Here is a 20,456-nt window from a genome sequence, read left to right as displayed (position 1 = left end):
TGGAGAAAAGGGGATTTTCACTTACTTACTTATTTATGATGATCACGGCCTGGACGGCGGTTGCTCGAGCGGCGTGTATTGCCGCGACCTTCCGCCGGTTTTTTCGTGCCTTTACTTTGATCGTGCTGCGCACGGATCATTTCATCCGAAAGTTCGACAACGATTGGTGTCACTTCGACACCAAGTTCCCGCTCCATATCACGGAAGCTGCGGCCGTCACGTGGTGTGACGATCGAGATGGCCACGCCGTCGTTTCCGGCACGACCTGTCCGACCAATCCGGTGGACATAACTTTCCGCATCGTCCGGTAAATCGTAGTTGAAGACGTGTGTGACACCTGTCACGTCAAGACCACGTGATGCGACGTCGGTTGCAATCAGGAATGGAGTTTTTCCTTGATAGAACTTCGCCATCGCCTTTTCACGTTTCCCTTGCGTCAAACCACCATGCAATTCATCCGTCGGATACCCTTGCATCTGTAATTCTTCATTCAGTTTGCTGACACGACGCTGTGTCCGACAGAAGATGATCGCGGCATAGGGACGCATCTCGTCAAGCATCGTCCGAAGTGTCGCCTGTTTCCGACGATCCGTCGTCTCAACGACGAACTGTTCGATTGCATCGACGGTTACTTTTTCCGCTTCGACTTGGACTTCGATTGGATCGCGCAAATATGTTTTCGCGAGTTGTTCGACTTTTTCCGGCATCGTCGCTGATAACATGACGAACTGACGATCGACTGGTGCTGCTGCGATGATATCTTCGATTTCCGGTAAGAATCCGATTTGCAACATCTGATCCGCTTCATCTAAGACAAGCGTCTTCAATTCACTCAAATCAAGTGTTCCGCGACCGACGTGATCCAAAATCCGCCCCGGCGTCCCGATGATGATTTGTGGCATGCGGCCAAGACGTTGAATTTGTTTAAAGACATCCTGCCCGCCGTACACAGCAAGCGCACGAATATCTTCCATGTTCCGGATTAACTTGTGTGTTTCATCTGCAATCTGACGCGCGAGTTCACGTGTCGGTGCGACAATCAACGCTTGGACCGTTTTGCTTTCTAAATCGATTTGTTCGAGAATCGGCAGAAGAAACGCAAGTGTTTTCCCTGTACCGGTTTGCGCTTTTCCTATTAAATCACGACCGGCGAGCAAATGCGGAATCGCCTGCTCTTGAATCGGCGTTGGTTGTTTGATGCCTTGTTTTTGTAATTTCTTGACCCATTGTTCTTGAATGTGTAGTGCTTCAAATGTTGACATAGTATCCTCCTAAAAATTATCCACAGAAAAAAGCTGTGGATAACCTGCTTCGAATCGACAAAAACAGTTATCCACAGCCGTGCTTTTTCTAGTATACACAATTTACGCGTTTGTTGCTTCCTGTTTTAACTTTCGATCGAGTACAAATGTCCCGAATGGAATGAACGAAGCAATAAAGGCGATCCCTGCTTTGACAAACGACCAGCGGTATTTAAATTTAACGACAGCAAGCCATAACGCATACATGACGAACAAGACACCGTGCATGGCTCCGACGACGGAAACCGCTTCAGGAACACCTGCCATATACTTTAACGGCATGGCAATCAACAGTAAAACTAAAAATGAAATACCTTCTAAAATCGCAATCAATCGAAATTGACCTAACGTAGTTCCTAACATCCCGTCACTCCTTTTTTCTGGTTCCTGTCTTTAGTATACGGGACGCCCGTCAGTCTGTGACCTGTGTCACAGGATTGTCAGATTTCAAGTGGGCGGAGACGGGCTTCAATCTGTTCCCGTTGCGGTTCGAGAAACGGCGGTAACGCCAATGTCTCTCCGAGCGTTTCGACCGATTCATCTGTCGCGAATCCCGGCGTATCCGTCGATAATTCAAACAGGATATGGTTTGGTTCGCGGAAATAGAGCGCTTGGAAATAATGGCGATCAACTTTCCCTGAGTTTGGTAGACGATATTCTTTCAAACGTTTCACCCATAAATCATACTCTTCACTGTTCGGGACACGGAACGCTACATGGTGAACGCCGCCGCGACCGAGACGTTCCCGGTCGAGATCAGGACGGGCTTCGAGATGCACCTCGGCCCCGATTCCGCCTTGTCCTGTTGAATAGACGTCAATTTCAGCAAAATCACCGGCAAGTGATGGATAACTGCCGATTTTTTTAAAGCCGAGGACTTCCGTTAAGACAAGAGCCGTCGGTTCTGGATCATTGACGGTCAATGTCACGGCACCTAAGCCGACGATGGCATGTTCAGCCGGAATCTCATCGTGTTTCCATGGGACGCCACCTGCGACACCTTGTTCCCCGTCTTCTGCGACGAGAATCAGGCGGGTTCCTTCCTGATCCCGGAATGCCAGCGTCTGGCGTCCTGCCCGTTCGACAATCGCATCATGATCGACACCTTGTTGCGTAAAGCGCTCTACCCAAAACTGAAGGGATGCTGTCGTTTTGACGCGAAGGGATGTCGACGAGATGCTTGACGCACCCGGTACACCTGTCCCTAAATGCGGAATATCAAAAAACGTCAAATCTGTTCCCGGATTCCCTTCTGCGTCCCCGTAAAACAAATGATAAGACGTCGTATCATCCTGATTGACCGTCTTTTTGATCAGACGCATGCCAAGAACCTGTGTATAAAATTGATAGTTACGTTCTGCCATCCCCGTTAAAATGGATACATGATGAATACCGAGTAATTCCATATGTGCCACGTCCTTTTCTGAATGAATAGTTGGTACCGTCAGTATATCTTACATATATCTTGAATTCGAGATATTAACTCATTAAAAAAATCGCCCTTCCGAAAAAGGACGATTGAAAAGTTAAGATTAAAGTTTTACGACGTTAGCAGCTTGTGCTCCACGTGCGCCTTCAGTGATTTCGAATTCAACTTCTTGACCTTCGTCAAGTGATTTGAAACCTTCACCAGTGATTGCTGAGAAATGTACGAATACGTCTTCTCCGCCTTCAACTTCGATGAAACCGAAACCTTTTTCTGCGTTAAACCATTTTACTTTACCTGTGTTCATGGGAACAACCTCCAAAAATAAATTACTTAATACATATGCCTCGCATATGAAAGAAATTCATTATTGTCCCGAAATACATGGAGCGACGAAAAGATTGTTCGTGACGCAATGTGAATCAGTAGTGACAATAACAATATTAAGCTAACGTCAGTATAAAATGATTGCGCTTTAAAAGTCAAGTTGTCTGACCAATAAATTTCCAATTGATTCCACTTTTCAAACAAAAAAGCAGGTTTGGAATGATCCGAACCTGCTTCTGTTTATTAACGGTGGATCCAGACGGCTCCAGCAGAGTTATCTTTCGCTTCACCGATGACTTGAATTTTAAGACCGTTGTTCGGGAGCAGTTTTCCTGCATCCGGAATCAATTGATCGATATACGATTTAGAATCATCAAACTTCGTCACACCTGCAAGTCCTTTGTAATCGTAAAGACCGCGTGATGGCGAATCGATGAGCCATGCTGGTGCTTTATCGAAGCTGAAAGCCGCATCCGCGATTTGGTAACGTGTGCTCCCTGTAACAACCGGTTTCCCTTTAAGAGTTCCGACGATTGCTTCAGGATGCGAATCGACGACACCGAGGAATCCTTCACCCGGATGAACGCCAACCCAGTTGTCCGTGAAGCTGCTGTCGGCATACCAAACGACAAGACCTGTATTGTATTTCACGCCACGTGCATACTCAAGCGCTTTGTCTGAGCCTGCATAGTTCCGCCATTCGAGGTAGTATGCGTTGTCCGCATAGCTGAAACCATCCGAAGCAACGAAGCCATCTAATTTGAATTTCGGAGTACCTTCTGCATCGTCTTCAAAGACGACTTTTCCGTCGACTGTCAATTTCGCGTTATCCAGTGCGAAGCCGTCGAGGGCAAGACCGGCATCACCTGTATAGTCGAACGTCAATGTGACTTTTTTACCGGCAAATTCGCTGAGGTCGTATGATTTGTCGACCCATGCACCTTTTGAAGATTCAGCGCGTTGATCGCCGTCTGTATCATCGTTACCAATCACATCAATCTCTTTTGAGACGCCGTCAGCCGTCGCTGTGACTTTCAGGAAGTCATAGTTGTATTCGACATCGAAGTACGCTTTGTAATCGAACTTCGCTGATGTCGCAGCTGTCAAATCGAATTCCGGAGATGTCATTGACGTGTGGAGATCATTTCCTTTTGTGCTGTAGTAATATTTTTTACCGAAAGCCGGGGCGATGCCTTTGACCGGTTTTTTCGGAAGATTGACTTTGATGATGCCAGGATTTTTCGATTTCGTTACACTTTGGTCAAGGTACGAAGCCGTTCCTGCTTTTGAGAGTGAATCAAAATCAACGTTTTGGATGTTAGCCCAGTTCCCGCCCATGACGTTCTGGAAGAACTCTTTGTTTTGTGGTGAGAAGCTTGTCGGCTCTGCTCCGGCAATGTTCCCGTTCCAGCTACCGCCGCTCATGATTGACCATGAAGCAACCGGCTCTCCTTGACCTGTGTACTGTGTATCATACTCATCCGGAAGTCCAAGATCGTGTCCGAATTCGTGCGCGAAGACGCCGACTGCGCCGTCTTCCGGTTGAACCGTGTAATCGAAGGCTGCCATCTTGCCGCCCCAGTTTGTAGAATTTGAAGTTGTGTTTGCAATAGGGTAAACACCATCTAGCGTCCAACGGTGCGACCAGATCGCGTCGTCGCCGAGCGTTCCGCCGCCTGCTTCTTGTCCTGTTCCGGCATGAAGAATCATCAAGTGATCGACAAGACCGTCCGGCTCATTCAGGTTGCCGTCACCATCTAGATCGTACTGATCGAATTGATCGTACTCTGCCAGGTTAATGCCGGCTTTCACTGCTGCGTTTAATGAATCTTTAACAAGACCGCGTGGTCCTTTTGCGCCCGGAAGGTTATCGTTGCCGCCTTTCGGATTGTCTGAACCGTAATCTTTTGCCGTACCCGGTACTGTTAACCAGTTCGACACTTTCCCATCGACAGAATAGCTGCCGCCGGATTGTTCTTCATAATATTGTTTGAACGTCTTGACCTTATCGCCGTTGAACAGTTCAAATTCCTTATCGCCGAACATCAAGTCCTGATAATGTTTTTGGTTGAAGTCTTTCGAATACATGTAGCCCGGTTCTTGGACGACATTGTTGTGTTTGAAATCACTGTATTCAACGAGCAAGACAAGTACTTTGTCCGTCCGAGTAGAACCGTTGTAAGCTGCTTGTTTGGCTTTATCGACTTTGACAAACCCATCTTTTTTACCTTTTTTGTAGTTATTGTGATTTTTAGCAAGTTGTTTCGCTAATTGATCTTTTTGTTTCGTTAAGAAATCTTTTGTTTTTTGATCAAATTTCGCTTCTTTTTCCGACTCATGATCATGGTTGGCTTCCGGTTTTCCGTTTGCCTTTTTATCAAGATACTTTTGAACGGCTTTTTGTTTTTCAGCTGCAGATGCAGCTTTTGAGACGACCCCACGCTTTTCGAGCACTTTTAATAACCGATCCTGATCGACCGTGTTTAAATCCATCGGTGCACCGGCGACTGCTTTTTCAGCAGCTTCAACAGATTTTACCTTCCCACCAGGTAAAACTGGACCAACGGCAAAAGCGGCTGCCGTGATTCCGGATAAGACGGCTAAGCTAAGCTGTTTCTTTTTTCCCACGTGAACTGACCCCCTATGTAGTAGTGAAAAGCATGACCGAGATAACTTTTCTGAATATTCAAATCATATATTGTTTTAGTTGCTTAATCAATTACTTTTAGAATAATTAGTGCTTTGTAACCATACCTATTTTTGGAATTTAGTTCATTTTTACGGAAATCGACCGATATTAATAATAAACGTTCATTAATCCTTACCCTCATTTTTTAAAAGTGAGAAGATTGTCGGTTCCTTCTCGCGATACGCTACATACATGATCCAATTCTAAAGGAGGCACCTTATGACACCTCTCCAAAAATTCGAACGGCAACTTTTGAAAAATTACTTAATCGGATCCTTTGTCGCTGTTTTCGGTGTCGGCTGTTTGTTTATTTTCGAAACATTGACATTCGATGCCCAGGAACGTGCAATTTTACTGACAATCATGTTTCTCTCTGTTTTTCTGATGTTCAGCTTTGAATATACGGTCTATCGAAAGCACATGCGTCCGCTCTATCAATTCTTTCAAACACCTGTACCAAGTCAGGAGCAGCTTGCTGCTGCGTTTCGGACGACTCACCGTTTTCCGTTACTGACCATCAAACGTATCCTCGGACCCCATTTCCTTGGATTATCGATTCCGTCTTCTTCCTTAACGGCACTCGCCATTCACTTCAACTGGCTCGAAATGCCGTATTATCTCATTGGTCTCGCTTGTTTCGGTGCCGTTCTCGTCGCCATCCTGCACGCTTTGATCGAATTTTTCTTGACGTATCGTGTCACGGAATCCATGTTAGCGGAATTAACCATTCACTCTCAAACATACGGTGATGGTGAGCTCGTCTTAACAAAAAAGGATTTTATCAGTCTGCGTCAAAAAATGTTGATCAGTACGCTGATCATCGGTGTCTTTCCGATCCTGTTATTCGTTCTCGCTTCTGCCGTTCAATTGACGGAGAACGAAAGTCTGCGCTCCTACTGGAGTTGGTCGACTTTAATCTTAGTCGTCATCCTTTGTCTTGCGACATTTTGCAGTTTGCTTCTATATGAAAATATCCAAAAACCGATTTTGGCTTTGCAAGAAGGGGTTGCCCAGATTGAATCGGGTCAATTGAACACGATCAATAATCCTTTTTCCGATGAATTCTCTCAATTAGTTGGCGGCTTCAACTTAATGGTCGAAGGGATCCAAGGACGGGATCAGGAAAACGAGCAGTTGCTCGACAGTTTGTTTACCTTGTTTGCTGCGACACTTGATGCCCGGGATCCCTATACCGCCGGACACTCCTTACGTGTTGCGGAATATTCGGTTGAGATTGCCCGTGCCGCCGGATTGCCCGATGATCAAGTTGAGTTGTTACGTAAGTCTGCCCTTTTACATGACATCGGAAAAATCGGAATCCGTGATGATGTTCTATTGAAGGAAGGACGCTTGACGGATGAAGAATTCGATAAAATCAAGCAACATCCTGTCATTGGTGTACATATCTTATCGCAAGTTCATCTACCGGAGAAGTTACAACCGATTCTTCCCGGGGTAAAGTACCACCACGAGCGTTATGATGGAAAAGGCTATCCAGAAGGTTTGGCAGGGGAAGCGATTCCTGTTTTCGGACGAATTATGGCGATTGCTGATGCCTATGACGCGATGACATCCGATCGACCTTACCGGAAAGGAATGCCCGTTGCAAAAGCACTCGCCATTTTGGAAGAAGGCCGCGGGACACAATGGGATGCTTCTTTCACACAATTGTTCCTTGATTTAAAGAGACCTTCTGTCATCACTGCCTCTTGACTCTCATGAAAGGAGTTTCTTATGCATCCTAAAATTGTCGATCGCCACGAATTGTATGTTGTCGGACTTGGTTTGACATGCGAAGAAAATGAATTGCATACACTCATGCCGGAACTGTGGCGTGAATTTTCACGCCGTTCGCATGAGATTCCTGCTGAACCCGGAAGTTATCCACTCGATTTGTCACTTGGACAACGCGGAACCAAACATATGCAGTGTATCGGTCTTCCTGTCGCGTCACTTGACCAGATTCCTAAAGGGATGAAAGGACATCATATTCCTCCGGCCAGTTATATTTTTTGGAAACATGAAGGTCCCGATATTGAGATTTGGAAATCGTTTGAAAAGATGCAACGCTTTGCGCAGAAGCAAGGAGTCACACTGGATCCACTGAATTTTAAAATTGACGAGACACGTGACAATACACATCATCTCTATCAACGTATTCTTTAAAACCGCTTTATAGAGCGGTTTTTTTGCTGTTTTTTTCAATTCCCTTAGGTGACTTAACTATTCAGTCCGGGTATTAAGTACTATATTCAGAAAATTCTAATTAATACGAACGCCTTATTCTCGCTTTTCCTTTTCTTTGGCATAGTTAGACTCAACCCAAACAAGGAGGCGATTTATTTTGAAAAAGTTTCTCGCTACATCGCTTGTCGCAAGTGTACTTGTCGTTCCTACAGTCGTCGGAGCAGAAGGTCTTCAAACTGGTAAACTGACGAAAGCTTCATCAGCACCAGCTGCATCAATCGTTAAAGAGTACGTCAACAAAAAAGGTGATTTCTCTGTCCAAGATGTCCAAAAAGATGGATCATCTAACATCGTACGTCTCCAACAAGAAGTGGATGGCGTCCCGGTCTTCGGTAGTGTCGTCGTCGGTAACGTTGCGAAAGACGGTACTTTGAAAGCAGTCGTCAATGATGCAATCAATGTCAAAGGGAAACCTGGTCTCGCTAAAAAAGCATCACTTTCTGAGAAAAAAGCACTTAAACTTTATCAAAAAGCCATCAAAGCAACAGAATTCGAAGTAGCTCCTAAAGCAGAACTCGTCATCTACCCAGTGAAAGACGATGCGGTCTACGCTTACAAAGTCACATCAACAGTCCTCGCCGGTAAAGAGCCGTCACGCTGGACTTACTTCATCGATGCGAATTCAGGTAAAGTTCTTAATAAATATGACCAACTCGCTCATGCGAAACCGGTCAACACAGTTACCGGAACGACTTCTGTCGGTACAGGTACGACGGTTCTCGGAACTACTGCCACTTTCAACACAGTGAAGAGCGGTTCTTACTACTACTTACAAGATTCGACACGCGGTAAAGGGATTTACACGTACGATGCGAAAAATCGCAACACGCTTCCAGGTTCGCTTTGGGCGGATCTTGATAACCAATTCAATACAACATACGACCGTGCCGCTGTCAGCGCACAAGTTAACGCAGTAAAAACGTATGATTTCTACAAAAACACATACGGCCGCAACAGTTATGACAACGCAGGTGCTGCACTTAACTCTTCAGTCCACTATTCAACGAGCTACAACAATGCGTTCTGGGATGGAACGAAGATGGTCTATGGTGATGGAGACGGTTCAACATTCACATACCTCTCTGGCGCACTTGACGTCGTTGCGCACGAATTGACGCATGCCGTCACAGAATACACAGCTGGACTCGTCTATCAAAATGAGTCGGGTGCCATCAACGAAGCGGTTTCCGATATCATGGGAACAGTTGCTGAATACTCAGTCGGATCGAACTTCGATTGGCTCGTAGGAGAAGACATCTACACACCTGGTGTCAGCGGTGACGCACTCCGTTCGATGTCAAACCCGGCTGCTTACGGCGATCCGGACCACTACTCAAAACGCTACACAGGTACACAAGATAACGGTGGTGTCCACACGAACTCAGGTATCGTCAACAAAGCCGCTTACCTCCTCGGTAACGGTGGAACACATACTGGTGTCACAGTCACTGGTGTCGGCGTACCAAAACTCGGCGCAATCTACTACCGTGCCCTCAGCGTTTACTTGACTCCGAACTCGAACTTCAGCTCGCTTCGCGCAGCAGTTGTTCAATCGGCGAAAGATCTTTACGGTTCAACAAGTGCAGAAGCAACAGCAGCAGCGAAATCATTTGATGCTGTCGGCGTCTACTAAGAAAACTTCCTCCCAAGGATTTTCGACCTCCCGAGTCTATGGCTCGGGAGTTTTTTTGGCAAAAAAAAAACGATCTGTCAACGACAGACCGCTCCGGCTTATTTCCCTGGGTCACGTGCAAGACGAAGTCGCGTTGATCCGTTGTCCGGGAAAGCTTTTAATTGTAGTTTTTCACCTTGGTACCACGTACCGTAACTCGTTTCAACGACAGGTTCTCCTAAAGCCGATAGACCGGAGGCCGATGCATTCGTCCAGTCAATCGCTTCGACGATTCCGTCGGATACGACAAGCAGATAACCCGCGTTTGAGAAGTGATACGTATTGACTGCATCTTTTTGCGTATTCCCGAGCTTACCGTACTTCGCTTCAAATTTTTCGAGCGGTTGTCCGAGGTATTGTTCCGGCTTCTCGATTGGTTGATTGGCAACGACTTGTGATAATGTATCAAGCAATGTCTTGTCTTTGACTGACGACGGAACATCCATCCGGACATCTGTTTCAGGAATATAGCCTTCGACAGCATCACTCAATTTCAAGTGAACCATCCCGTTCTCCGCATCTAAAATTTCATAGACATCCCCTAAATCCGCCTTATAAATGACGCTGCTCCGGTTGGCATCCTGATAGACATCCGCAAAAGGACGTGTGACCCATGCAGCTTGGCTAATTTCTGGTTTATCCGCCTTTTTCTTGGCCTTTTTGTCTTTTTTCTTTTGATCCGTCGATGCTGATTTTTTCGTATCTTTCGTATCTTTCTTGTCTTTCTCTTGTTCGCTTCCAACCGTTTTCGGTGACTCGACGGTCGACGTCGCTTGGCTGGCATCATTCGTCGACACCATATAACCCCATCCGCCGACAATCAAGACGGTCGCTAAAATACCACCCAGTGCCACGCTCCGGCGATTCCGTTTCTGCTTCCGGCGTTCTTTTCGGGATAACCGGTCTTGCTCTTTCTGTTGTTCATTTTGACTCATCTATTGTTCCTCCTGAATTGATCGAGACACTTTTTTAATCACTATACCACCGAACACTGTGCCGGCAGTGGTTAAATTTCGATGACAGTTCTGCCTTGATGGGTTCCGTCGAGCAGAGACGCTACGACGTCCGGAATCTCGCGCAGGCTTTTTGTAGTAACCCACTCCCCAATCGGCAGTTTCCATTCATCCACCAGTTTGTACCACAGCCGAACCCGTTCAGCGATTGGAAGTTGAACAGCATCAATCCCGATCAAACGAACGCCCCGTAAGATAAACGGATATACCGTCAACGTCATTTCAGCCCCACCGACATTGCCGCATGTCGTAACCAGTCCACCGTATTGAACATAGCGAATGACGGACGCAAGTAACGGTCCCCCGACCGTATCGATAATTCCGGCATACGTGCCTTTTTTCAGCGGACGGGTCGTCTCATCCAAAAACGATTGCCGGGTTAACACTTCTGTCACGCCTTCCTGTTTTAACCGGTCGGCTTCCGCTTCTTTTCCGGTGACCGCATGAACCGTAAATCCCAGTTTAAGAAGAAGTGCTATCGCAATACTGCCGACTCCACCCGTTGCACCGGTCACGAGAACCGGTCCGGCTTCCGGCTTGACCCGCTCCATCAGTTCGTCAACCGACTGGGCGGCCGTTAATCCTGCTGTCCCGTAAGCCATCGCTTCAAATGTCGTGAATCCCGTCGGCAACGGTGTGATCCAGTCTCCTGGAACACGTATGTACTCTTGAAAGCCGCCGGACGTATTCATCCCAAAATCAAAACCGTTGACGACAACCGCTTCTCCTTCTTGAAACCGCGGATCAGTTGACGTGACGATATGACCCGCTGCATCGACACCCGGTGTATGCGGATATTGTTTCGTCACTCCGCGGTTTCCCGTGACCGATAAGGCATCTTTGTAATTGACGCAGGAATAGTCGACGCGAATCAAGACGTCTCCTTCTGGCAACTCCACGACTTGCTTTTGTTCGAGTGCTCCTGTAAACTCATCCTCCTGTTCCCGGACAACAAATGCTTTGAACGTATCTTTCATCTCCAAGACCCCTTTCCATGAATGACTCCAGTAAGCTATACCCGAACACAGTCATCGGCATACCTTTTATGTACGTTTTGTTCATACAAAAAACCGTGAATGCCGAAGCACTCACGGTTTTTGGCGTCTGACGAAAAGAAACTGTTTTCCGCAGGTAGTCACGAGTGACAGGTAAACATGTCATCGGTCCGTGGTCATGGGTGTGCCGTGGCCGTCGAGATTCCCGATTGGAAGAGGTTTGTGTCAAAGCGCCGTCCTTGATCAGGAGTCTCACCTGATCAAGGATCACATATAACGTGTACCGTCAAAATCAATCTCCGTCCGGTAATTGGCGGCATTGATCGCATTGGAAATCCGGTGCGCCGAGCGCTCGATTTCCTGCGCTTTAATCCGGTACGCATCCGGATCGTACAGGGCATGCCGAATGACCGTCGTTCCTTCAAATCCGTATTGGAATTCGCGTTTGGGACGGGCCGCAAGTTCTTGGAACTGAGTTGCTTTCGCGCGGAGTTGCGTCGCCAATTCAATCGCTTCGACGAGAGGCATTTCACCTTCCGTCGTCTCGATCATCGTCGACAAGTTCGCTGCGTACACTAACCGGTCGAGTGTCCGCATATCCCGCCGGACTTCATCCATCGCTGACTCGACGTCCAGTAATGTCCGGTCTTGTCCGGTCGGTATCGCCTCACCTTTTTCAAGATCAACAAACGCAATCCGGTCCACTTCTTCGACCAGCTGTTCAAGCTGTTTCCGTAAGATACTTTTGAGTTTCACAGCGTCTGCTAAGTACATTGTTCAGTCCCCCCGTTTCCTGATTTTGCTCTAGTGTCTATTACGTCCTGACATTATGAAAAGTTTCATTTGAGTTGCCCGAGAAAATTGGAAAAATCATTTTCAATATCCACCAATACGGTTGCCGTCACATCGGTTGATTGGTTCGGATCATAGCGGACCGTCTCGTACAGCTGTTGCAATTCAGGTGACGGCTGAAAACCGATTCGGGCAAACCATTCCCGGAACGACTCCGTTTCCCGGCGTTTCAGTTTTTGGGGAAGATGACGGTTAAATAAGACGACCTGTTGCCGGACCTGTTCGACCGGTAATGGTGGCAGTTCGTCTTCTGGATTCGTTTCTTCCAGGCGTTTTTTTATTCGAACTGGACGTGGAACTAACTCGTCTTCAGTATTGTCCCATTTCTTTCGTTTTCGGAGATGCCGAACAATTAGAAACAGTCCGGTCAAACCTGCGAGACTAATCGCAACCAACAGATAGGGAAATCCGCTCTCTGCTTCTTCGCCTTCGCTTTTTGAGAACGAATGAAATCCAAGTGAAATGAATTTTTCTTTTCGTGGTTCCCCCCCACCATCACCTTTTTCATCCGTCTCATATCCATATTTAACTTGTCCGGGCGGTAGTTCTTTTTTCTTAAACAAGTATGACCACCAAAACGTCAACGGTTCGGATTCACAGCCTCTTACACATTTCTGCTGACCGCCTCCCGGAAACACTTCGACTTGTTGCAATGCTTCGTACCCTGCCTGGGTCAACGGCTTAATGATACCGAGCGCCAATATGACCACACCAATCAACATCAACAGCCGACTTCGAAATTGCATATCCTCACCTCTCTAATGTCATTTTTATCCATTATATCCGAAACGCGACCTAATTATCGGAATTTTTTGTTTTTTAGAGAAAAGGGCTTCAATCCTAAAAGGGATGGGAAAAGGAAAAGAGTGATTTTTAGAGAGGGGCTTCTACATGTTGAGATTAGACGAAACACATGATCCATATCAAAACGGACAACTGATTGCAGAATATACCGAAACAAAATCAAACGGTGAGGCTGTGCTTCGGGCGGAACAATTGATGAAAGACAGTCCGTTCGTCGCACCGCGTCGGGCGACTCATCCGAGCCGTTACCTCCGGTCCTTGATTTCACCACTCTTTTTGACAGATCGGGATAAACATATCCTTCCGTTGACGAAAGCCTTCGTCAGTGAACAGGATGAAATCCGGCCCAGCTGGTTCGGACGGCTGGCGTATGAATTCGAGCAATTGATCAGCAACGTCGAAAAAGTCGATGTCAAGGACTATGGGGCGATTGGTGACGGCGTGACCGACGATACGCTCGCTTTTAAGGAAGCACTCGCGGACGGGCACCGGCAAGTCCACGTTCCGGCCGGCACGTATCTTGTCCGCGGCATCCGCCTGCCGAGTTATACGATTTTGACCGGGGACGGAAAAGGACAGACGATTTTAAAACTGCATGACGCGGCACCGAAAGGACGCCGTTTGATTACGAATCAAAATTACTTACTTGGTAACCATCATCTGCTCGTTGAACGGATGACGCTGGATTGGAATATCGAGCGAATCGGAAATGCTAAAAAAAGTAGCACGTGGGGTAATCATTCGAGTTGCTTGACCTATGCACACGTGACGTACGGTTGGGTCTTTGATGTCGATGCGGTCAATCCGGGATTACACTGCTTTGATATTTCAACTCCGTACTACAACTATAACGGCGACGGTGCACGGGCCAATCTCAGCAGTTCGTTCATCTGGTTTGACGGTCTGACAGGATCCGGTTTTGGCGATGATGGGATCACGACCCATCACAGTGATCATCTGTTCATCTCAAACTGTTTTATGCGTGATCCGAGCGGCCGTGCCCACGCGGCCGGCTTCTCGAACTCAAACGGGATCGAGATTGATGACGGTTCCCGCGATGTCTGGTTATTTAATAATGCGACGACACGCTGCTTCGGAGGACTTGAAATCAAGGCCCATGCGACATCATCCGCCGCATCAACCGTTAAAATCGTCGGTCACTTGTCTATCGATGATCACCGGTCGTTCAACTTCCGTCATATTGGACATCATCAAGCAACAGACCCGACGTCACAAACAGCGTACAATATCATCGCAACCCGGCTGATTGCCCAGACACCGCAATATACGTCACTGTATCAAAATTCGAAACCGCGGGCTCTCATCGTCTCGGCTTACCGTAATGTCGTCATTCATGATTTCACGGTGCTCGGGGACCCGTATTATGACTATCAGGAACAACCAATGATCGGAATTCAATATAAAGCCCGGAACGTCACGCTGAGCCAGGTCAAAATGAGCGGATTCCACCAGGCTAAAACGGATATCCAGGTATTCGGCGGAGACAACCGGGCCGAAGACGTCCGATTGATTGACGTCCGGATTGAAGATTCGGCCAAACACGGCATCACGATTGGTCCAAACATCGAACACGTCCGCTTGACGAACGTCGCCATCAAAGGGGACGGGACAGTCGGCCTGAATGCCAAGTCTGAACCGGAACTGGAACGGTTTATTGCGACCGGCTACAAAGTACCGGTCCGGACGCATGCTACATCAGGCTAATCCACTAAAATAAGGCTGCTCCGACTCATGTCGAAACAGCCTTATTTTCATTGTGCCCGAAGATAGGCGAGGACCCGCGTGTCAATCGACCGATCCGTCTGTTCCCGCATCTCGAAGTTTTCCGTATGCAGGTACGTCCGGAAAGCTTCCGCAAACGAACCGCGGTATCCGAGTTCAAGCAGCTTGTCCATCAATTCCGATTCGAGTGCATCATCAATCGGCTTGATTTCTTCCGGCTTGCTTGGTTGCAAATACAGCGTATGCAACTGATAAATCCGCTCCAGTTCCTGAATCGGACTCGCATGATCATCGACCCGTAAATCAATATAACGATCATTAAAACCACCGTACCCGCCGCCTTCTTTGACGACTAACAACGCTGCCGACTGCATGCCCCGTGAATCTCCGCCCGCTGCTTGACCGGCGGCAAGTGCCCGTAATAACCGTTCAGCCAGCGGACCTTCCGTCGTCTCGAACACACGGGCCATCTCCTTGACCGTATTGCCGTCGACAAGAATGTTTCCTTGTGCCGCGAAGTGTTTTCCGGCAATTCCGCCTGCCCAGTCATTACAGCCTTCTCCCGTAAACGTCGCACTTTTACCTGAAGCATCGATGATTCCAACTTGACGATCCGCCCGTCCTTCATCGGCTTCCGTCAGCCGTTTCAAGACTTCGTCGGCCGACTTGCCTTCTTCAATCATCCGCAACCCTTCCGGACCGTATGACGTGTTTGCAAACGACTGGGTCGCAATCGCTCCGACACCGGCTTTCGCAAAAGGTACGGCACTGCCGACTGCTAAAAATTTTGACTGAACCGCTACACCCCAAGCCTGTTCTTTTTCACAATACCCAACGATTGAATAAGTCATCTGTCTAAAATCCCCCTCGATTATCATACATATTCTGTTCGTCGTAAGATTTCCCGTTTCCTGCATATGAAAAACCTTCCGTTCACTTCGAACGAAAGGTTTGGTGTGATTATTGAATTCCGAGGACTACCGCGAGCAGCAAGGCACCACACGCAAGGACAATCCAAATCGCAAACAGTTTCCAAACAAATCGTAGCCATTTTTCGTACGGAATACCGGCAATCGCCAGGAACGCCATCAAGTGCGCACTCGTCGGGAAAATCATATTCGTCAAACCGTCACCGTACTGAAAGGCAAGGACTGCGACTTGCCGCTCAATTCCGAGCAAATCGGCAAGCGGCGCCATGATCGGCATCGTCGTCGCCGCTTGTCCACTTCCGGAGGGAATAAAGAAGTTCGTAATCAATTGGACGATATACATCCCGATGACAGCAAGAGACGTCGGTAACTGTCCGACGGCATTCGACAAACCGTAAATCACGGTATCGATGACCCGTCCGTCTTCTAAGATGACGACAATTGCCCGGGCAAAACCAACAATCAAGGCACCAAACGTAACCGCCTTGGCTCCATCAATTAAACTTTCGAATGTCCGGTTGACGCCCATTGTCACGATACCAGCGAGTAAGCCGATAATCAGGAACGAAGCTGTCAGTTCCGTCAAATACCAACCCCACTCAAAAATACCGATGACGTTCAGCGTGATTCCGCCGACAAGCACAACTAGAACAAAAAGATGTTTTTTCGAAAATTGAGAAAAAGTTGTTGCTGTTTCCTGTTTTCGGTGTTTCTCCAGATCATGTACAAGACTCTGTTCCGGATTTTTTTTGACCTTCTGTGCATAGTTCATGACATAAAGAATCGTAACAATTAAAAAGACGAGATAGACTGCAGTCCGGTAACCGAGTCCACTGAACAGCGGCACTTCAGCAATTGACTGCGCGACGCCGACCGTAAATGGGTTCAGCATACCTCCGGCAAAACCGACGGCTGCTCCGAGACTGACGATCGCTGCACCCGTCATCGCATCGTAACCAAGGGCACGTGCTAACATGATGCCGATCGGAACGAAGATGATCGTTTCTTCCGCCATTCCGATTGTCGCTCCAGCCACGGAAAAGACAAACATCGTCATCGGGATCATGATGTGTCCTTTTTGGCCAAACCGATTAATCAGTTGATTGATGCCTGACTCGATGGCACCCGTTTGCCGGATGATTCCAAATACACCACCGACCAAAAAGATATAAAAGATAATGGCAGCACCTGCCTCCATCCCTTTTGGAATGGCTTCAAACAAACCAAATAAGTTAACGGGTGCGGATTCAACGGCACGATACGTACCATCGATGACAACCGTTTGTCCGTCCTGCTTTTCCCGGTCAAACTGACCTGCCCGTAATGTATACGTCAAGATGACAGCAATCAGTAAAATCCCCATGATAATCGCGTACGTGTGAGGCATCTTGAAGAAAGAGCGCTCCGAAGCATTTGCCTGTGGTTTCCGTTCATTCATTCATTTGCCTCCTGACCTACCTTTAAATTTTGACTCTCTCAAGAGATAATGCCCTATTTATGGAAAAAATAACAGTCTATTTCGTCATTTAATTTTTTTGTAATATATTAAATCTGTAAGAAAAACAAAAAAACCCGACCGCAGTCAGGTTTTTCGGGTGTGATTTACGCGTTAAATGATTGAACATCAAGTGGTTTCGCAAGCGCTGTTTGCGCAAACGCCACGAACTGACCGAAATGCGCACTCGTGTTGTGCGTTTCAATGGCAGCTTGATCTTCCCATTTCTCAATCATCATGAAGACATTTTCATCTTCCGTGCTTTGGAACAGGTCATAGCTGATGTTGCCCGCTTCCAAGCGTGATCCTTCGATCAACGTTTTAGTAGCTTCTAAAAACTCTTGACGTTTTGCTGGTTGTACTTCTAATTTTGCTTCAATGGCGATCATTGGAAAGCCTCCTCTAAAATTTCATTAACTCAAGTATCGTAGCACCTTCCTTCTCCATTCTCCATTAAGATGCTTAGACGATTAGGGAAGTTATATTTCGGGTAAAAAAATGTATCATTTTGACATCAGAGAGGAGTTCACCTTATGAACGTCGAGACTTTTTATTTCGATGATGATGGCGAGATTCCCAACAATCCTGATTTGCCTGTACTTATTTATCGGCACGCCTTTGAAGATCCCTCTTCCATCGAACAGACCTTCAATACGCACAATTGGCGAAACAGTTGGGTGGATGGGATTTTTGATTTCCATCATTATCACAGCGTCGCCCATGAGGTCATCGGTATTCTTGAGGGGCATGCCAGTATCCAACTCGGTGGACCACTTGGGAAGACCTTCACGTTGACGGCTGGTGATGTTGTCATCCTTCCTGCTGGCACGGGTCACAAGGCTTTACACACGAGTCGACGGTTTCAGGTCGTCGGCGCCTATCCGAAAGGGCAAGACTACGATACATTGACCGGTGATCCGTGTGAACGCCCGGATAACCTGAAGCGGATTGCCCAAGTGGAACGGCCGCAAACAGATCCCGTTTATGGACAACAAGGACCGTTACTTGAGCACTGGTAATCTCGTCCGTCTTCCGTTTGCCCGGAAGGCGGACGTTTTTTTCTGCTCTATCCGTGGTAAACCCTACTATTGTGCTTTTTAAAGGAGGAACTGAGATGAATGAGACAGAACGGACCGTCATACTGGCGGCACTGAAACAAAAGACCGTTACACTTCCGGATCAGACGCATGTTCGTGCACTTGGCCAAGGGACATGGCGTATGGGAGAAGACCAAAGTAAGCATCAGGCTGAAATCGAAGCCTTGCACGTCGGACTCGACAGCGGGATGGAACTGATCGATACCGCGGAAATGTACGGGGAAGGAGCCTCCGAACAACTGATTCGCGAGGTACTGAAAAAACGACGTGACGACGTGTTCCTCGTCTCAAAAGTCTATCCCCATAATGCTGGCGGCGAAAAACTGCGCGCAGCCTGTGAGCAGACACTTGAAAATCTCGGTACTGATTATTTAGATCTCTACTTGTTGCACTGGCGCGGCAGCATTCCGCTTCAGGAAACGGTCGACGGTCTCGAGCAATTAAAGGCAGAAGGTAAAATCCGCCGTTGGGGTGTCTCTAACTTTGATGTCTCTGACATGAACGAACTTTTATCACTTCGTAACGGCGATCAATGTGCTGTCAACCAAGTGCTGTATCATCTTGGTTCGCGTGGTATCGAGTATGAGTTGATGCCGCTCTTAAAACAACACGGGATTCCGGTCATGGCCTATTGCCCACTCGCAGAAGGCGGCAGCTTACGGGACCAATTGCTTGATCATCCGACTGTCGAACGTCTTGCGGAAGAGCATGGCGTCAAACCGGCACAAATTCTACTTGCCTGGGCGATTCGCAGCGGTGACGTCATCGCAATCCCGAAAGCCGGACAGGCACAACACGTGGAAGAAAACGGGAAAGCGGCGCTCGTCGAGTTAACCGACGAAGAATATACAGCACTCGATGAAGCATTCCCGGCACCAACTAAAAAAGAACCACTCGATATCGTTTAAGGAGGAAAAAGTCATGAACAAATCAGTCACTCTTGGAAAATCTAATCTTACCGTCAATCCAATCGGTCTTGGAACGAATGCGGTCGGAGGACACAACCTTTATCCAAATCTCGATGAACAGGCAGGTCGGGATCTTGTCCGCGTCGCTTTGATGAACGGTATTAACTTCTTGGATACCGCCTACATTTATGGTCCGGAACGTTCGGAAGAACTGGTCGGAGAAGTGTGGAGTGAAACAGTGGAACGTGATGAAGTTATTCTTGCGACAAAAGGGGCACACCAACTCATCGACGGTAAGGCCGTCATGAACAACTCACCTGAATTTTTGAAACAAGCGGTCGAAGATAGTCTGAAGCGTCTGCGGACAGATTACATTGATTTGTATTACATTCACTTCCCGGACGAGACGACACCAAAAGACGAAGCCGTCGCAGCTCTTGCTGAGCTAAAAGCCGCAGGAAAAATTCGGGCGATCGGTGTCTCGAACTTCTCGCTCGAGCAGTTAAAAAAAGCCAATAAGGACGGTCATGTCGACGTCTACCAAGGTGAGTACAATCTCTTTAAACGTGATGCCGAAAAAGAGATTTTACCGTATATTCGGGAACACGGCATTTCATTCGTACCGTACTTCCCGCTTGCTGCCGGTCTGCTTGCCGGAAAATATGATGCAGATACGAAGTTTGATGATCTTCGGAAAAACGATCCGTTGTTCCAGGAGGATGTATTCAAAGACAATCTGGCAAAAGTCGACTTGTTGCGTCCGATTGCGGAAGCGAAAGATGCCGAAGTCGCGCACATCGTTCTCGCCTGGTATTTAGCACAGGACGGCATCGACGCCATCATCCCGGGTGCGAAACGGGCTGATCAAGTCACGGATACCATCCGGACACTTGATGTCGAATTAACGGAAGACGAGATTCGTCAAATCGATCACATCTTCAGCTGACACAACAAAACC

The 20,456-nt window shown here is 47.5% G+C and carries 19 protein-coding genes; 7 read left to right on the top strand and 12 right to left on the bottom strand.

Going from position 1 to position 20,456, the window contains the following annotated elements; translation table 11 throughout:
- Positions 1-29: 29 nt before the first annotated feature.
- The 5 genes from P402_RS0101640 to P402_RS0101620 all read right to left on the bottom strand — a co-directional run bounded on the left by P402_RS0101640 (position 30) and on the right by P402_RS0101620 (position 5,682).
- Positions 30-1,262 (bottom strand): DEAD/DEAH box helicase, encoded by a 1,233-nt coding sequence (locus tag P402_RS0101640; RefSeq protein ID WP_012371794.1) that lies wholly within the window; start codon positions 1,260-1,262, stop codon positions 30-32.
- A 102-nt stretch (positions 1,263-1,364) separates the two neighbouring features.
- On the bottom strand, positions 1,365-1,664 hold the full coding sequence (locus P402_RS0101635; RefSeq protein WP_026827128.1) for a DUF3817 domain-containing protein: 300 nt from the start codon (positions 1,662-1,664) through the stop codon (positions 1,365-1,367).
- A 77-nt stretch (positions 1,665-1,741) separates the two neighbouring features.
- A complete protein-coding gene (locus P402_RS0101630; protein WP_026827127.1) occupies positions 1,742-2,707 on the bottom strand; it encodes a ring-cleaving dioxygenase in 966 nt (321 codons plus the stop codon).
- Positions 2,708-2,833: 126 nt separating this feature from the next.
- Positions 2,834-3,034 carry a cold-shock protein gene (locus P402_RS0101625; RefSeq protein WP_012371797.1) on the bottom strand — a complete coding sequence of 67 codons (201 nt, stop codon included), beginning with the start codon at positions 3,032-3,034 and terminating at the stop codon, positions 2,834-2,836.
- Positions 3,035-3,297: 263 nt separating this feature from the next.
- Positions 3,298-5,682 (bottom strand): immune inhibitor A domain-containing protein, encoded by a 2,385-nt coding sequence (locus P402_RS0101620; protein ID WP_026827126.1) that lies wholly within the window; start codon positions 5,680-5,682, stop codon positions 3,298-3,300.
- Between the two features lie 280 nt (positions 5,683-5,962).
- Between P402_RS0101620 and P402_RS0101615 the strand changes: the two genes are divergently transcribed.
- The 3 genes from P402_RS0101615 to P402_RS0101605 all read left to right on the top strand — a co-directional run bounded on the left by P402_RS0101615 (position 5,963) and on the right by P402_RS0101605 (position 9,623).
- Complete coding sequence (locus P402_RS0101615) at positions 5,963-7,456, top strand: HD domain-containing phosphohydrolase (protein ID WP_026827125.1); 1,494 nt, start codon at positions 5,963-5,965, stop codon at positions 7,454-7,456.
- A gap of 21 nt (positions 7,457-7,477) precedes the next feature.
- Positions 7,478-7,909, top strand: a complete 432-nt coding sequence (locus P402_RS0101610) for a GyrI-like domain-containing protein (RefSeq protein ID WP_026827124.1) — start codon at positions 7,478-7,480, stop codon at positions 7,907-7,909.
- Positions 7,910-8,087: 178 nt separating this feature from the next.
- Positions 8,088-9,623 carry a M4 family metallopeptidase gene (locus P402_RS0101605; protein WP_026827123.1) on the top strand — a complete coding sequence of 512 codons (1,536 nt, stop codon included), beginning with the start codon at positions 8,088-8,090 and terminating at the stop codon, positions 9,621-9,623.
- 98 nt (positions 9,624-9,721) lie between these two features.
- On the opposite strand, the gene P402_RS0101600 is transcribed toward P402_RS0101605, so the two are convergent.
- The 4 genes from P402_RS0101600 to P402_RS0101585 form a co-directional block, all read right to left on the bottom strand.
- The gene (locus P402_RS0101600) at positions 9,722-10,597 is read right to left on the bottom strand and encodes a hypothetical protein (protein WP_026827122.1); all 876 of its coding nucleotides are present in this window, start codon (positions 10,595-10,597) and stop codon (positions 9,722-9,724) included.
- Between the two features lie 71 nt (positions 10,598-10,668).
- Entirely contained in the window at positions 10,669-11,652 is a 984-nt protein-coding gene (locus tag P402_RS0101595) for a YhdH/YhfP family quinone oxidoreductase (RefSeq protein WP_026827121.1), read from the bottom strand.
- Between the two features lie 285 nt (positions 11,653-11,937).
- Positions 11,938-12,444 carry a hypothetical protein gene (locus tag P402_RS0101590; RefSeq protein ID WP_026827120.1) on the bottom strand — a complete coding sequence of 169 codons (507 nt, stop codon included), beginning with the start codon at positions 12,442-12,444 and terminating at the stop codon, positions 11,938-11,940.
- 65 nt (positions 12,445-12,509) lie between these two features.
- Positions 12,510-13,268, bottom strand: a complete 759-nt coding sequence (locus P402_RS0101585) for a hypothetical protein (RefSeq protein ID WP_026827119.1) — start codon at positions 13,266-13,268, stop codon at positions 12,510-12,512.
- A gap of 145 nt (positions 13,269-13,413) precedes the next feature.
- On the opposite strand from P402_RS0101585, the gene P402_RS0101580 reads away from it, so the two are divergent.
- Positions 13,414-15,051: a glycosyl hydrolase family 28-related protein gene (locus P402_RS0101580; protein ID WP_026827118.1), complete on the top strand. Its 1,638-nt coding sequence runs from the start codon at positions 13,414-13,416 to the stop codon at positions 15,049-15,051.
- A 47-nt stretch (positions 15,052-15,098) separates the two neighbouring features.
- On the opposite strand, the gene P402_RS0101575 is transcribed toward P402_RS0101580, so the two are convergent.
- The 3 genes from P402_RS0101575 to P402_RS0101565 form a co-directional block, all read right to left on the bottom strand.
- Positions 15,099-15,920 carry a DUF1028 domain-containing protein gene (locus P402_RS0101575; protein ID WP_026827117.1) on the bottom strand — a complete coding sequence of 274 codons (822 nt, stop codon included), beginning with the start codon at positions 15,918-15,920 and terminating at the stop codon, positions 15,099-15,101.
- 109 nt (positions 15,921-16,029) lie between these two features.
- Positions 16,030-17,436 carry a YfcC family protein gene (locus tag P402_RS0101570; protein WP_026827116.1) on the bottom strand — a complete coding sequence of 469 codons (1,407 nt, stop codon included), beginning with the start codon at positions 17,434-17,436 and terminating at the stop codon, positions 16,030-16,032.
- Positions 17,437-17,600: 164 nt separating this feature from the next.
- Entirely contained in the window at positions 17,601-17,882 is a 282-nt protein-coding gene (locus tag P402_RS0101565; protein WP_026827115.1) for a putative quinol monooxygenase, read from the bottom strand.
- A 144-nt stretch (positions 17,883-18,026) separates the two neighbouring features.
- Between P402_RS0101565 and P402_RS0101560 the strand changes: the two genes are divergently transcribed.
- From P402_RS0101560 to P402_RS0101550, 3 genes are all read left to right on the top strand, one after another.
- Positions 18,027-18,512 carry a cupin domain-containing protein gene (locus P402_RS0101560; RefSeq protein WP_026827114.1) on the top strand — a complete coding sequence of 162 codons (486 nt, stop codon included), beginning with the start codon at positions 18,027-18,029 and terminating at the stop codon, positions 18,510-18,512.
- Positions 18,513-18,607: 95 nt separating this feature from the next.
- Positions 18,608-19,498 (top strand): aldo/keto reductase, encoded by an 891-nt coding sequence (locus P402_RS0101555; protein WP_026827113.1) that lies wholly within the window; start codon positions 18,608-18,610, stop codon positions 19,496-19,498.
- 13 nt (positions 19,499-19,511) lie between these two features.
- Complete coding sequence (locus P402_RS0101550; protein ID WP_026827112.1) at positions 19,512-20,444, top strand: aldo/keto reductase; 933 nt, start codon at positions 19,512-19,514, stop codon at positions 20,442-20,444.
- The last annotated feature ends 12 nt before the right edge of the window (positions 20,445-20,456 follow it).

The organism is Exiguobacterium sibiricum 7-3 (assembly GCF_000620865.1).
GTDB lineage: Bacteria > Bacillota > Bacilli > Exiguobacteriales > Exiguobacteriaceae > Exiguobacterium_A > Exiguobacterium_A sibiricum_A.
This window is presented reverse-complemented; position numbering and strand designations above follow the sequence as displayed.